Annotated in this window: 12 protein-coding genes and 1 pseudogene; 7 read left to right on the forward strand and 6 right to left on the reverse strand. The window is 60.9% G+C overall.

Features of this window, described 5'->3' with window-relative positions:
* Positions 1–54: 54 nt before the first annotated feature.
* Positions 55–1,617 (forward strand): alkyl hydroperoxide reductase subunit F, encoded by a 1,563-nt coding sequence (gene ahpF, locus BLO97_RS13980; RefSeq protein WP_092346277.1) that lies wholly within the window; start codon positions 55–57, stop codon positions 1,615–1,617.
* Positions 1,618–1,704: 87 nt separating this feature from the next.
* Here the strand turns inward: ahpF and gloA are convergent, their stop codons facing one another.
* Positions 1,705–2,226, reverse strand: a complete 522-nt coding sequence (gene gloA / locus BLO97_RS13985) for a lactoylglutathione lyase (protein WP_063320623.1) — start codon at positions 2,224–2,226, stop codon at positions 1,705–1,707.
* A 194-nt stretch (positions 2,227–2,420) separates the two neighbouring features.
* Here gloA and BLO97_RS13990 point away from each other — a divergent pair, with 194 nt between their 5' ends.
* The gene (locus BLO97_RS13990) at positions 2,421–2,948 is read left to right on the forward strand and encodes a DUF4946 domain-containing protein (protein ID WP_092346279.1); all 528 of its coding nucleotides are present in this window, start codon (positions 2,421–2,423) and stop codon (positions 2,946–2,948) included.
* Between the two features lie 110 nt (positions 2,949–3,058).
* Here BLO97_RS13990 and BLO97_RS13995 read toward each other — a convergent pair whose 3' ends face one another.
* The 3 genes from BLO97_RS13995 to BLO97_RS14005 form a co-directional block, all read right to left on the reverse strand.
* Positions 3,059–3,424: a histone-like nucleoid-structuring protein, MvaT/MvaU family gene (locus tag BLO97_RS13995; protein WP_003202992.1), complete on the reverse strand. Its 366-nt coding sequence runs from the start codon at positions 3,422–3,424 to the stop codon at positions 3,059–3,061.
* A gap of 211 nt (positions 3,425–3,635) precedes the next feature.
* On the reverse strand, positions 3,636–5,180 hold the full coding sequence (locus tag BLO97_RS14000; protein WP_092346281.1) for an EAL domain-containing protein: 1,545 nt from the start codon (positions 5,178–5,180) through the stop codon (positions 3,636–3,638).
* A 106-nt stretch (positions 5,181–5,286) separates the two neighbouring features.
* Positions 5,287–6,150, reverse strand: coding sequence for a LysR family transcriptional regulator (locus BLO97_RS14005; protein WP_063320626.1), 864 nt, complete (start codon positions 6,148–6,150; stop codon positions 5,287–5,289).
* Positions 6,151–6,391: 241 nt separating this feature from the next.
* Here BLO97_RS14005 and BLO97_RS14010 point away from each other — a divergent pair, with 241 nt between their 5' ends.
* Together BLO97_RS14010 and hppD are read left to right on the forward strand one after the other, a co-directional pair.
* Entirely contained in the window at positions 6,392–7,336 is a 945-nt protein-coding gene (locus BLO97_RS14010; protein ID WP_092346283.1) for a DMT family transporter, read from the forward strand.
* Positions 7,337–7,586: 250 nt separating this feature from the next.
* Positions 7,587–8,663 carry a 4-hydroxyphenylpyruvate dioxygenase gene (gene hppD, locus BLO97_RS14015; RefSeq protein WP_003202983.1) on the forward strand — a complete coding sequence of 359 codons (1,077 nt, stop codon included), beginning with the start codon at positions 7,587–7,589 and terminating at the stop codon, positions 8,661–8,663.
* 85 nt (positions 8,664–8,748) lie between these two features.
* Here the strand turns inward: hppD and rarD are convergent, their stop codons facing one another.
* Together rarD and BLO97_RS14025 are read right to left on the reverse strand one after the other, a co-directional pair.
* Positions 8,749–9,633 (reverse strand): EamA family transporter RarD, encoded by an 885-nt coding sequence (rarD, locus tag BLO97_RS14020; protein WP_092346285.1) that lies wholly within the window; start codon positions 9,631–9,633, stop codon positions 8,749–8,751.
* Between the two features lie 175 nt (positions 9,634–9,808).
* Positions 9,809–10,822 carry an aldo/keto reductase gene (locus BLO97_RS14025; RefSeq protein ID WP_092222786.1) on the reverse strand — a complete coding sequence of 338 codons (1,014 nt, stop codon included), beginning with the start codon at positions 10,820–10,822 and terminating at the stop codon, positions 9,809–9,811.
* A 285-nt stretch (positions 10,823–11,107) separates the two neighbouring features.
* Between BLO97_RS14025 and BLO97_RS14030 the strand changes: the two genes are divergently transcribed.
* The 3 genes and pseudogenes from BLO97_RS14030 (at position 11,108) to BLO97_RS32320 (ending at position 14,159) form a co-directional block, all read left to right on the forward strand.
* On the forward strand, positions 11,108–12,244 hold the full coding sequence (locus BLO97_RS14030) for a glycerate kinase (RefSeq protein ID WP_092346287.1): 1,137 nt from the start codon (positions 11,108–11,110) through the stop codon (positions 12,242–12,244).
* Positions 12,245–12,533: 289 nt separating this feature from the next.
* Positions 12,534–13,304 (forward strand): annotated as a pseudogene (locus tag BLO97_RS32315) (MCP four helix bundle domain-containing protein); the annotation flags it as partial.
* Entirely contained in the window at positions 13,296–14,159 is an 864-nt protein-coding gene (locus BLO97_RS32320) for a methyl-accepting chemotaxis protein (protein WP_371856193.1), read from the forward strand. The pseudogene BLO97_RS32315 and the gene BLO97_RS32320, both read left to right, overlap by 9 nt.
* Positions 14,160–14,188 lie beyond the last annotated feature (29 nt).

The following is a 14,188-nucleotide window of genomic DNA, read 5'->3' on the forward strand; positions in this document are numbered from 1 at the left end:
GAGATTCGCTCGGGCGTTGTTTTTTCTGAAATTCAAAAAATGGAAATCGCCCGTATGTTGGACGCCAATCTTAAAGCTCAGTTGAAGTCATACCTGGAACGGGTCACCCAGCCGATCGAGATCGTCGCTTCCCTCGATGACGGTGCGAAATCCCAGGAAATGCTTGCGTTACTCAAAGACGTCGCCAGTCTTTGCGACCAGATTACTTTGCTCGACAACGGCACCGATGCGCGCAAGCCTTCGTTTTCGTTGAATCGCCCGGGTGCCGATATCAGCCTGCGTTTTGCCGGCATCCCCATGGGCCACGAATTCACTTCGCTGGTGCTGGCCTTGCTGCAAGTCGGCGGTCACCCATCGAAGGCCAGTGTCGACGTCATCGAACAGATCCGCTCCCTCAAGGGCGAGTTCAACTTCGAGACCTATTTCTCGCTGTCGTGCCAGAACTGCCCGGACGTGGTCCAGGCACTGAACCTGATGGCGGTGCTGAACCCGAACATTCGCCACGTCGCCATCGACGGCGCGCTGTTCCAGGCCGAGGTCGATGAACGGCAGATCATGGCCGTGCCGAGCATCTACCTGAACGGCGTGAACTTTGGCCAGGGCCGCATGGGCCTGGAAGAGATTCTTGCCAAGATCGACACCAGCGGTATCGAGCGCCAGGCCGAGAAGATCAGCGCCAAGGATGCGTTCGATGTGCTGGTGGTGGGCGGTGGCCCGGCCGGTGCTTCGGCGGCGATCTATGCGGCCCGTAAAGGCATTCGCACCGGTGTGGCGGCCGAGCGTTTCGGCGGGCAGGTGCTCGACACCATGGCCATCGAGAACTTCATCTCGGTCCAGGAAACCGAAGGCCCGAAACTGGCCGTTGCCCTGGAAGAACACGTCAAGCAGTACGACGTGGACATCATGAACCTGCAACGTGCCGACGCCTTGGTGCCAGGCAAGGACGGTGGGTTGCATGAAATCAAGTTCGCCAGCGGTGCGAGCCTCAAGACCAAGACCGTAATCCTGGCGACCGGTGCCCGCTGGCGTGAAATGAACGTGCCGGGCGAGCAGCAATATCGCAACAAGGGCGTGGCGTACTGCCCGCACTGCGACGGTCCGCTGTTCAAAGGCAAGCGCGTGGCGGTGATCGGCGGTGGTAACTCCGGTGTCGAGGCGGCCATCGACCTGGCCGGTATCGTCGCCCACGTCACCTTGCTGGAGTTCGATGTGCAATTGCGTGCCGACGCGGTATTGCAGCGCAAGCTGCACAGCCTGCCGAACGTGACGGTGATTACCAATGCCCAAACCACCGAAGTGACTGGAGACGGTCAGAAGGTCAATGGCTTGCGCTACAAGGACCGTCCGAGCGGTGACGTGCGGGATGTGGAGCTGGAGGGGATCTTCGTGCAGATCGGCTTGTTGCCCAACACCGATTGGCTCAAAGGCACCGTCGAGCTGTCGCCGCGGGGTGAGATTATCGTCGATGCCCGGGGTGAAACCTCGATCCCTGGCGTGTTCGCCGCCGGTGACGTGACCACCGTGCCGTACAAGCAGATCGTGATTGCCGTAGGCGAGGGCGCCAAGGCTTCGCTGAGTGCCTTCGACCACCTGATCCGCACCTCCGCGCCGGCATAAGCAGCCGAAAGCGGCAAGACAAAACCCCATGGGCCTGGCTCATGGGGTTTTTTATCGGCCCTTATTTTGCGGGAGCGGTGGTGAGGTTTACAGCGGTGCAGGCTGGATGATTTCCACCCAGTAGCCATCCGGGTCCTTGATGAACGCCAGGCTTTTCATGCGACCGTCGTTCAGGCGTTTCTGGAAATCGCAGCCCAATGCTTCGAAGCGCTCGCAGGCGGCGGCGACGTCGGGTACCGAGATGCAGATGTGGCCGAAGCCGCGTGGGTCGGTGTTGCCGTTATGGTAGGCGAAAGCCGGGTCGCTTTCGGTGCCATGGTTGTGGGTCAGTTCCAGGATGCCAGGGATCGACTTCATCCATTCGGTCCGCGCCGCTGCGTCCGCCGGGATCTGGTTCTTGTCCACCAGCGCCAGGAAATACAGGCTGAATTCGGCTTCCGGGAAGTCGCGTTTTTCCACCAGCGAGAAACCCAGCACGCGGGTGTAGAAATCCAGGGACTTGGTGATGTCCTTGACGCGCAACATGGTGTGGTTGAAGACGAACTTGGCCGTGGCAGCGTCGGGTTGGGCGGTGACGCCAGGGAAAGTGTTGAGTTCGTGCAGGCTCATGGGCCCTCCGGATATAAGTGGGGCAAACGGCGTCGCACGTTTGGTTGCGACGGTTCCTGGGCTTGCGTCAGACGGCTTCCTTGCAGGTGCGAGCATGATACGCAAGGGATGCGGTGTCGCCAAACCGTGTGTGGCTATTGCCTGCTTCTGTCTCGGGCTTCAGACTTTACGATTCGCCCTTGAGTGCCAACGCAATGATTCGACCGTTCCTTTCGCTGTTTGTCCTGCTGTTTGCCTGCATTGCGAGTGTCGGCGGCGTCCAGGCGGACGAACCGCAGATCGCCTGGCCCCAAGGCTGGGTTGTCGAGTCTCTGCCCGCCGACGCCGCGGCACCGGGCCCCTTGCGACAACGTGCAACCAAGAGCGATTCGGCAGGCAATGCCGTGATGGTCATGGAATTGACCACGACTACCATCGAACCCGATCACCAGGTCAACTTGCAAGGCGTGTTGCTGGAAATGCGCAAATCGATCCAGAAGGATTTCTTCCAGGGCGGTTACCAAAGTGTGTGCAATAAAATCCATGCTTCCATGTTGGGCGGCGTAACTGCGTTGGAAACCACTTGTACGATCACGCAAAACGGACGACATGTATTGTCTCAGGCACTCGTCGCGGCACTAAATGAGGGCAAGGCTTATGTGCTGTCCTATGCAGGGCAGGCGCAGGTGTTTGTTGAAAGCCAGGATGAAATACAGTCGGTGCGAAACAGTTTGAAACTATAACGCCGTCAGCGTAGTACGCTCGGAATTTAATCCAAAAGTTTAGCCCATAAAAAAGCCCTGAGTGTATTCAGGGCTTTTTTGCATCATGGACGCTGTCAACCGCGCCCGTGTCAACCACGCAACCAAGAGTCGACGGTAGCTGCACCGTACTGTTCTTTCCAGGCTTTCAGGCCGCGGTGATTGCCGCCCTTGGTCTCGATCAACTCACCGGTGTGCGGGTTCTGGTAAACCTTTACCACTCGCGCACGGCGGGTCTTGATGGGTTTGGTCGATTGCAGGCTTGCCTTGGACGGGTTCGGGTCGAGGATCGCGACGATGTCGCGCAGGCTCTTGCCGTAGGTTTTCATCAGTCCCTGGAGCTTTTCCTCGAATTCGATTTCCTTCTTGAGCCCGGCATCGTTCTTCAGCGATTCCAACTGCTTGAGCTGTTCTTGAAGGGCCTTTTCGGCTGCACGAAATTCAGCGAGTCTGGACAAAATCGTTACTCCAATCAAAATATTTGGCTGATACCAACCGCAAACAAAGCTATAAGCCGAGCGCCTTGGTGTTAATGACTCTCCTGCTATCTGGCACAGGTAGAAAAATTGTAGTAGTTAATCCGTAAAGTGTAAATCGTAACTTTTTCGTTATGTAACAACAGCAAAAGCTTTTATCAGTTGGGCATCGTCGTCAATAGATCGGCGGCGGTTAACTGCCATTAAGCCCGGTCAAGGTCTCAATGAACGCCTGTCCGCTAATCGGTCGACCAAATAGATAACCCTGTAGAAAGTTCACCCCATGGGCGCTCAGGTAGTCGCTTTGCTCGACGGTTTCGACCCCCTCGGCCACCATGTCCAGGCCCAGCTTGCCCGACAGTTCGATGATGCTGTCGAGCAGGTGCCGTGACAGAGTATCGGCACCGATCATCGCGACAAAACTCTGGTCGATCTTCAAGAAGTCCACATTGAATTGACGCAAGTACGCCAGGCTGGAATGACCCGTACCGAAATCGTCGAGGGCGATCTTGACGCCCAGCTCCCGCAGTTGGTCGAACAGTTGCCGGGTAACGGGCGTAGGTTCGATCAACTCGCGCTCGGTCAACTCCAGCACCAGGGCAATCGTACCTGGCGCGAAGGCGGCGAGAAATTCGCGACAATCGTCCACCAGCGCCAGATCCTGGCAGTGGCGGGCGGTGATGTTGATGCCAACATGAAACGGCGCTTCCAGTTGAGGCGCCAGCGGTTCCAGCAGGTGCATGGTCTGCTGCATCAGCGCCCGGGTCATCGGTACGATCAGGCCGCTGTGTTCGGCGAAGGGAATGAACAGGTCCGGGCGAACCAGGCCTTCCTTGGGGTGGTTCCAGCGCATCAGCACTTCGACGCCGGCCCAGCGTTTGCTGTCGCTGTGTACGACCGGTTGCAGATAGGGCACGAACTCGCCGGCTTCCAGGGCCCGTTGCAGTTCACGACTGGGCGAGGAGGCGCGTTTTTGCAGCCAGTGTCCGAGGGTCCCGGCCACGACGCCGAAGAAGATCAGCAAGCTGAACAGCGGCGGATATTCCCTGGCCATGTAGCGCCAGGTTTCACCCTCGTCGAAGCCGGCTTCTACATTGAAGGCGTAGCGCGATGACCCCAGCTCATGCTGGGCGACCGGCAGCCCGGGCATGGGCGCTGGCCGGACCTTGCCGTCCGCCGCCAGCCAGTTCGGCCCGACTTGCAGCCGTAGCCGGGTCTGGCGGCCGATCAAGCGCAAGACGTTCGTCAGGTGGTACCCGTCAAGCGTGGCCAAGGCGCCTTGATGGCCCTCGTTGAGCCGGTAAATCAGCAGCGCGGTGTTCGGCGTGACCGGGTTGCCGTCCATGAGCCACAAGCTGCCTTGATGGTAGTCGCTCGAGTTGACGCGTTCCTCGAAGGCACCGAACAGCGAGCTGCAATACAGGTTGTTGTCCCAGACAAGGTTGGTCGAACGGACAAAGGGCCGGCGCGTCACTTGTTCGCGTAATGCCAGCTTCACCGCTTCGCAGGGCTGGCCGGCCAGGGGTAATAGTTCATGGGCCGCCAAGGCCGTGTTGTCGAGCATCAGTTCGATCTGCCTGACCAGTTCCTCGGCAGTCTGCCGGGTGTGTTGCGCCAGCGTCCGTTCGGCCTGCATGTACAAAATGGCCAGCCCTGACAGCATCGGTACCAGGCCGCAAAGCAGGGTGACGAGCGCGCGACGGGGCCGGGTGTGCGAGCGTGTGGCGGTCAAGGGCATCGGCACAACCTGAGAAGAAAAGGGATGAGGGGGAATCGTCGGATGCCGTCCATGATAGATGGCTTGCCGAGCGCTTGCTGACCGCAGCGTGACTGTGGGAGCGGGCTCATGACTGTCGGGCCAGCTCGATGAACGCCAGGGTGGCGGGCGAGGCCTGGCGGCTGTCCAATACCGCCAGGCCGATCTGGCGCGGCACTCGTGGGGACAAGGGCCGGGCAACGTAACCGGGATTTCCATCGTCCGGCAACGACCCCTCGGACACCACGCTCACCGCCTCACCGCGCCTGACGATATCCAGGGTGCTGAGCAGTTGCGAACAACGAAAACGCACATTCGGGGTCAGTCGGGCGGCATTGAACAGGCGCGAAACCAGTTCCGACGATCCGGCCTCGGTGTGCACGAAGGGGTCGTTGCACAGGTCCTTGAGGCTCAGGCTGGCCTGGGCGGTGAGGGGATGGTTAGTGGGCAGCAGGGCGACCATCTGATCTTCCATCAGCATGAACGTATCGAAACGCTCCTCGGGCAGCACCACGAAGCCGACGTCGATCCGCCGTTCGTCCAGCCATTGGAGGACCTGCCTGTCGGGCCCTTCATCGATGTGCACTTCGATGCCCGGGTGCAAGTCTCGATAGCGCCGCAGGATACCGGGCAACAGTTTCATCGATGACGTCGGCCCGAACGAGCCGATGCGCAAGGTGCCTCGGCGCATGCCTCGGGCATCGGCGGCTTCCTGGCGCAAGGTGTTGGCCAGCCCGAGCATGGCCCGGGCCCGCAGCAGCAATTGCTGACCAATGTCGCTGAGTTCCACCTGGGATTGATGACGCCTGAGCAATTCCACGCCCAATTCTTGTTCCAGGGACTTGATGGCGTGGGACACCGCTGACTGGCCGATGCCCAGACGCGTTGCCGCCGCCGTGAACCCCCGCAGCTCGGCGACCAGGGAGAAGATTTCGAGTTGGGTGAGGGTCATGAGGGTTTGCTCATTTTACGATGATTAAGCATGAGCGTGATGATGAGGCATCTGATTCGAATCAGAAAGCAATACAGAACTTTTGTGGCGAGGGGATTTATCCCCGTTGGGGCGCGAAGCGACCCCCTCGAACTCCAGACACACCGAGTCGTCAGGTTTGGGGCCGCTGCGCAGCCCAGCGGGGATAAATCCCCTCGCCACAGGTTTTGTGAGTGACTTCACTTACAGGTTTCGGTGCACCATGAAAACCCTCGAACAAACCCTCCCAACCCCGTCAGACCTGCCGGTCTACCTGAAGCTCGCCATGGTCACCATGATCTGGGGCGGGACCTTCGTCGCCGGCCGGATCCTTTCCGATGCCTTGGCGCCGATGTTTGCCGCCAGCCTGCGTTTCCTGTTGGCGAGTATCGCGCTGCTGGCATTTCTCGCCCTGGCCGGGATCCCGCTGGCCAGGCCCAGTGTGAAGCAGGGGCTGCACTTGGCCGCGCTGGGGTTCTTCGGCATCTTTTTCTACAACCTGTGCTTCTTCTATGGCTTGCAGTACATCAACGCGTCGCGGGCTTCGCTGATCGTGGCCTTGAACCCAGCGGTGATCGGGCTGGCGTCCTGGTGGTTGTTCAGGGAGCGGTTGAGCCGCTTGAAAGTGGCGGGCATCGTGCTCTGCATCGGTGGGGCGGGGCTGGTAATCGTCAGTCGTGATCCGTCCTTGTTGCAAGGCGCCGCGCAGGGTTGGATCGGCGACCTGCTGATTTTTGGTTGCGTGTTGGGCTGGGGCATCTATTCGCTGTTTTCCAGGCGCTTGAATGACAGCCTCGGCCCCTTGCAGACCGTGACCTGGTCGATTCTGCTGGGCACGCTGATGTTGTGGCTGGCCTGCGCGGCGGCGGGCGAGATTCGTGTCGAAGCCCTGCGCGCGTTGGATTTGGAGCAATGGCTGAGCCTGTTGTACCTCGGCGTGCTGGGCTCGGCCCTGGCCTATATCGCCTGGTATGACGGCATTCGCCGGATCGGTGCGACCCGTTCCGGGGTGTTCATCGCGCTCAATCCGTTGACGGCGGTGCTGTTGGGGGCGCTGCTGCTGGACGAACGGCTCACGGCCTTGATGTGTGTCGGCGGGGGCGTGATTCTGGTGGGCATTTTCCTGTGCAACAAACCCCTTGCGCGGGCGAAGGAAAAGGCGATTTGATACAGAAGGCGGACAAACCAGGTTACGCTGTGTAGAATCGAGTTACGCATATAAGAATAACGTCTTCTGGCAGCAGAAGCCTCGCCCGCAAGAGCCTTGGGTCGACAATGAAGATACTTGGGTTTCAACTGATCTATGGCGATTTCCTCGCCCGCAGCGTTCGTGGCATTTCCTGCGCGCCGCCCCGTGTCCTCAGCATCGCCAGCAACTAACGTTTTTTGTTAATTGACCCGACTGATGAGGCGCCGACATGGCAGATCTATACGAAAACCCCATGGGCCTGATGGGCTTCGAATTTATCGAATTCGCATCCCCGACCCCCAATACCCTGGAGCCGATCTTCGAGATCATGGGCTTCACCAAAGTGGCCACCCACCGCTCCAAGGACGTGCACCTGTATCGCCAGGGCGCGATCAACCTGATCCTCAACAACGAACCCCACAGCGTGGCGTCATACTTTGCCGCCGAGCATGGTCCGTCGGTGTGCGGCATGGCGTTCCGGGTCAAGGATTCGCAAAAGGCCTACAAACGTGCCCTGGAACTCGGCGCCCAGCCGATCCACATCGAGACCGGCCCGATGGAGCTGAACCTGCCGGCGATCAAAGGCATCGGCGGTGCGCCGCTGTACCTGATCGACCGTTTTGGCGAAGGCAGCTCGATCTATGACATCGACTTTGTGTTCATCGAGGGCGTTGACCGCAACCCGGTGGGCGCGGGCCTGAAAATCATCGACCACCTGACCCACAACGTGTATCGCGGGCGCATGGCCTACTGGGCCGGCTTCTACGAGAAGCTGTTCAACTTCCGCGAGATCCGTTACTTCGACATCAAGGGCGAATACACCGGCCTGACCTCCAAGGCCATGACCGCCCCGGATGGCATGATCCGTATCCCGTTGAACGAAGAATCGTCCAAGGGCGCCGGACAGATCGAAGAGTTCCTGATGCAGTTCAATGGCGAAGGCATCCAGCACGTGGCGTTCCTCACCGATGACCTGGTCAAGACCTGGGATCACCTGAAAAGCATTGGCATGCGCTTCATGACCGCGCCGCCGGACACTTACTACGAAATGCTCGAAGGCCGCCTGCCGAACCACGGCGAACCGGTGGATGAACTGCAATCGCGAGGCATTCTGCTGGACGGTGCTTCCGAGCAGGGCGACAAGCGCCTGTTGTTGCAGATCTTCTCGGAAACCCTGATGGGGCCGGTGTTCTTCGAATTCATCCAGCGCAAGGGCGATGATGGTTTCGGCGAAGGCAACTTCAAGGCGCTGTTCGAATCCATCGAGCGCGACCAGGTGCGCCGTGGGGTGCTGGCGACCGAGTAACACCTGAGTGCAAAAAAGCCCGCCTGGCAGTGATGCCAGGCGGGCTTTTTATTGACGCGACGCAGACCCAGGGTGGGAGCGGGCTTCAGCCCCTGCGCTGCTGCCGCACCAAGTGCTTGAACCCTTCGAACACCAGCACCGCCACCGCCATCCAGATCGGGATATAGGTCAGCCATTCACCGGCCTTGATGCTTTCACCCAACAGCAGCGCAACGCCCAGCAGCAACACCGGCTCAACATAACTCAACAGCCCGAACAGGCTGAACGGCAGCAATCGACTGGCGACGATGTAGGACACCAGCGCGCTGGCGCTGATCACCCCGAGCACCGGGATCAGAAGCGACAGCCATGGGTATTGATCGAAAACGTCGAGGCCCTGTTCACCGCTTTGCACGAACCACAGTGCAACGGGGAGCATCAGGGTCATGTCCAGCCAGAGTCCACCCAGGTTGTCGGTCTTGATGCGTTTGCGCAGGATGAAATAGATCGGGTAGCCAATCACCACCAGCAAGGTTGCCCAGGAAAAACCACCCACCTGGTACAACTCGTTGAACACGCCCAGGGTGGCGAAGAACACGGCGACTTTCTGCAGGTAGGAAAGGCGTTCGCCATAGACGATGCGTCCGGTCAGGACCATCGACAGCGGCAACAGGAAGTACCCCAGCGACACGTCCAGGCTGTAGCCATTGAGCGGCGCCCACATGAACAGCCACAGTTGCGCGCCCATCAGTGCCGACGAGGCTATTGCTGCGATCAACAGCCGTGGCGTGGCGATCAGGCGTTGGATCAGCGCCGTGACCAGTTTCCATTCCCGCGTCACCAGCATGAACGCGGTCATGCACGGCATCGTCAGCAGCATGCGCCAGCCGAAGATCTCCACGCCGGTCAGCGGTGAGAGTAACGAGGTGTAGTAGTACATGACGGCGAACAGCGCGGAGGCCGAGACCGATAGAGCGATGCCTTTGGACACTTTTATTCTCTTGAGGGGAGCAACTAGCACTCTTTGTGGCGAGGGGATTTATCCCCGCTGGGGGCGAAGCCCCCCGTTCGTGAAACCTGAGATTTCGTGGTGCCAGGCCCAGGGGGCTGCTTCGCAGCCCAGCGGGGATAAATCCCCTCGCCACAGAGGGTGCACTTCAACGATCTTATGACGTACGCGGTACTCGCCCCGGCACGAAATGGCTCACATCGTTGAACCCCGGCGTCGACGCATGCCCCGGCGTCACCAGCGAATCGATGAACGCTTCATCTTCCGCGCTGATCTTCACCGATTGCGCCTTGGTGTACGAATCCCACTGCTCCTCGGTGCGCGGCCCGACGATGGCCGAGGTCACGGCGTTGTTGTTCAGCACCCAGGCGATGGCGAACTCGACGATGCCCACGCCGCGGCCTTGGGTGTATTGCAGGATCTGCTGGGCAATACGCAGGGACTCGACCCGCCACTCGGTTTCCAGGATGCGTTTGTCTTGACGGCCCGCACGGCTGTTGGCGTCCGGCGCCACGTCCGGCGCGTACTTGCCGCTGAGCACGCCTCGGGCCAGGGGGCTGAACGGCACCACGCCGAGGCCGTAGTTCTGCGCCGCAGTGATCTGTTCGGTTTCGGCCTGGCGGTTGACGATGTTGTACAGCGGTTGGCTGATCACCGGCCGGTCGATGCCCAGGCTGTCGGCGATCCGGATCACTTCGGCGATGCGCCAGCCACGGTAGTTCGACAGGCCCCAGTAGCGAATCTTGCCTTGGCGAATCAAGTCGCCGATGGCCGACACGGTGACGTGCAGCGGCGTGTTGTGGTCTTCGCGGTGCAGGTAATAGATGTCCAGGTAATCGGTGCCCAGGCGCGTCAGGCTGGCCTCGATGCCATTGAACAGGTGCTTGCGGCTCAGTCCGCTGCGGTTGGGCATGCCGTCCGGCGGGCCGAAGCCGACCTTGGTGGCCAGCACCCATTCCTGGCGATGACGGGCGATCGCCTCGCCGACGATTTCCTCGGAGCGACCATTGGTGTAGACGTCCGCGGTGTCGATGAAATTGATGCCCTGGTCCCAGGCCTTGTCGATGATCCGCAGCGAATCCTCGGTGCTGGTCTGTTCGCCGAACATCATCGTGCCCAGGGTCAGCGTCGAGACTTGCAACCCGGAATGGCCTAGCGTGCGGTAGCTCATGACAAGATCCTTTCATCCATGGGGAAAGGCCCAATCAAACCCCAGAACCACCGCACGGATCAAACAGAATTCTCAAACACCCTCCAAATCAGCTGTGGGAGCTGCGGAACTACCTCTGTGGGAGCGAGCCTGCTGGCGATGAGGCCGGCAGCTTCAACCTGAATCTTCCTGGAAAACCGGTATTTGTGAATTTGAACAATAATGCCCGCTGCCTTTTGTGCAGCGGACCGGCATCATGGCGGCGGTCAACTGGCAGCATGTTGTGCATCGGAACCGGAGAATAATATGAAAATAGTCATCGCCCCCGACTCGTTCAAGGACAGCCTCAGTGCCCAGGGCGTCGCCGATGCCATCGCCCAGGGGCTGGCCGAGGTCTGGCCGGATGCGCAGTTGATCAAATGCCCGATGGCGGACGGCGGGGAGGGCACGGTGGAGTCGGTGTTGGCGGCCTGTCATGGTGAGTGGCGCCACACCCGGGTCCGCGGTCCGTTGGGTGTCGCTGTCGAGGCGCGCTGGGGCTGGTTGGCCGAGAGCCGCACCGCGATCATCGAAATGGCCGAAGCCAGTGGCTTGCAACTGGTGCCGCCGGGGCAACGCGACGCCTGTTCCAGCAGCACCTACGGCACCGGCGAGCTGATTCGCGCGGCCCTCGATGAGGGCGCTGGCCGGGTCATCCTGGCGATCGGCGGCAGTGCCACCAACGACGCCGGGGCCGGTGCGATGCAGGCCTTGGGCGTGGTGTTGCTGGATGACCAGGGCCAACCCCTTCCTCCCGGTGGCTTGGCCTTGGTGAACCTGTCGCACATCGACCTGAGTGAACTCGACCCACGCCTGGCCCAGGTCAGCTTCGAGATCGCTGCCGATGTCGATAACCCGCTGTGCGGCCCCCATGGCGCGTCCGTGGTTTTCGGTCCGCAGAAGGGCGCCTCGGCGTCTCAAATGCAGGCACTGGACCGGGCCCTGGGGCATTTCGCCGAACACTGCGCGCGGGCGCTGAACAAGGATGTGCGCGACGAGCCGGGCAGCGGCGCCGCCGGTGGCCTGGGGTTCGCGGCCAAGGCGTTCCTGGGTGCGCAGTTTCGTACCGGCGTGGACGTTGTCGCCCAGTTGACCGGGCTGGCCGAGGCGGTCAACGGCGCCGATCTGGTGATGACCGGCGAAGGCCGTTTCGACGCCCAGACCCTGCGCGGCAAGACCCCCTTCGGCGTGGCCCGCATCGCCCGCCAGCACGGTGTACCGGTGGTGGTCATTGCCGGCACGTTGGGGGAGGGTTACCAGGCGCTGTATGAACACGGCATCGACGCCGCCTTCGCCCTGGCCAGCGGACCGATGACCTTGCAGCAAGCCTGCATCGACGCCCCGCGCCTGCTGAGCGAGCGTGCCCGGGACATTGCACGGCTTTGGCGGGTGGCGCATCGATAAAGTGGTCGAACACTGTACCCGTGGCGAGGGAGCTTGCTCCCGTTGGGCCGCGAAGCGGCGCCGAAACCATCCACCGCAATGTGCAAGGTTGACCACGTTCGATTTGGGCTGCTGCGCAACCCAGCGGGAGCAAGCTCCCTCGCCACAAAAAAGCATTGGGAAATATTTTTTTACACACCCTGCACAAATCCTAAAGCCCAGCCGATAACGGATTAAGCGTATATCCCCATAACTCCAATCAGTGCGCTTGCCAGCATGGACGCTCGACCCAACATTTCGAGGTCTTTCCATGTCCCTACGCAGCCTGAATATCGCGCCACGAGCCTTTCTCGGCTTCGCCGTCATCGCGTTGCTCGTCGTTATCCTCGGCGTATTCGCCGCCAACCGCATGTCTGTCATTCGCCAGGCCTCGCTGGAGATGGAACAGACCCAGGTGCCCAGCGTCGGCTATCTGGCCAATGTGCTGGAGAACGTGCTGCGCATGCGCATCCTCTCGTTCCGCATTCTGGTCAACCGGGATCCGGCCAGCCTGACCGAGGCCGAGAGCCGCATCGGCGTGCTGGTGGAAAAACTGAACAAGGCCAATAGCAGCTACGCCGCGCTGCCGAGCACGCCGCAGGAGGCCGAACTGTACAAGGTCTTTTCCGCGACCCTGGAAAAATACCTGCAAGCCCAGAAGGAAATGCTCGACCTGTCGCGGCAGAACAAGGCCGATGAGCTGCGCACCCACATCAATACGCGAATCAAGGAAGGCACCGACCTGATGGGCGAGCAGCTCAACAAGCTCATCGCGATCAACGTGGCCGGAGTCGGCGAAGCCTCGGCCAAGGCCGGTGAGCACTACGACAGCGCGATCACCGGCATCATTATTGTCTCGATCTCCGCCGCCCTGGCCACCGTGGTGCTGGCCTTGCTGCTGACCCGCAGCATCGTCGCGCCGCTCAACCGGGCATTGGAGGCTGCGCGGACCATTGCCAGTGGCAACCTGGTCCAGGTCATCGCGGACGATGGCAAGGATGAGCCTGGGCGCTTGCTCCAGGCCTTGGCCGCCATGCAAGTCAGCCTGCGCCAGACCATCGAGCAGATTGCCGGTTCGGCCACTCAACTGGGCGCTGCGGCGCAAGAGCTGAGCGCCGTGACCCAGGAATCCTCCCGCGGCCTGCAACAGCAGCACAACGAAATCGAACAGGCGGCCACGGCGGTCAACGAAATGACCGCCGCGGTCGAAGAGGTAGCCCGTAACGCGGTGTCCACCTCCGAGGCGTCGAACCAATCGACCCAGGCCGCCCAGGAAGGCCGCACACGTGTGGTCGAAACCGTCGACGCGATCCAGACCATGACCCACGACGTGCAGGCCACCGCCTCGATGATCGAAGGCCTGGCGGTCCAGGGCCGCGACATCGGCAAGGTGCTGGACGTGATCCGCGCCATCGCCGAACAGACCAACCTGCTGGCCCTCAACGCCGCCATCGAAGCCGCTCGCGCCGGGGAGGCCGGACGCGGTTTTGCGGTGGTGGCCGACGAAGTCCGGGCCCTGGCCCATCGCACTGCGCAATCGACCCAGGAAATCGAAAAAATGGTCGCCGGTATCCAGAACGGCACCGGCCAGGCCGTGCAGTCGATGCAACAAAGCAACCAGCGTACCCAAAGCACTCTGGAAATGGCCCGCGCCGCCGGCGTGGCCCTGGAGCAGATCACTCAGTCGATCCACCAGATCAACGAACGCAACCTGGTCATCGCCAGTGCATCGGAGGAACAGGCCCAGGTTTCCCGTGAAGTGGACCGCAACCTGGTGAACATTCGCGACCTGGCCACCCAGTCGGCCAGCGGCGCCAAACAGACCAGCGATGCGAGCCACGAACTGTCGCGCCTGGCGGTGGGGTTGAATGCGATGGTGGCGCGGTTTGTGATTTGAGATAGGGTTGAGGCTGGATATCGCGCAAT

This window comes from Pseudomonas sp. NFACC05-1 (assembly GCF_900100135.1).
GTDB classification, from domain to species: Bacteria; Pseudomonadota; Gammaproteobacteria; order Pseudomonadales; family Pseudomonadaceae; genus Aquipseudomonas; species Aquipseudomonas fluorescens_Q.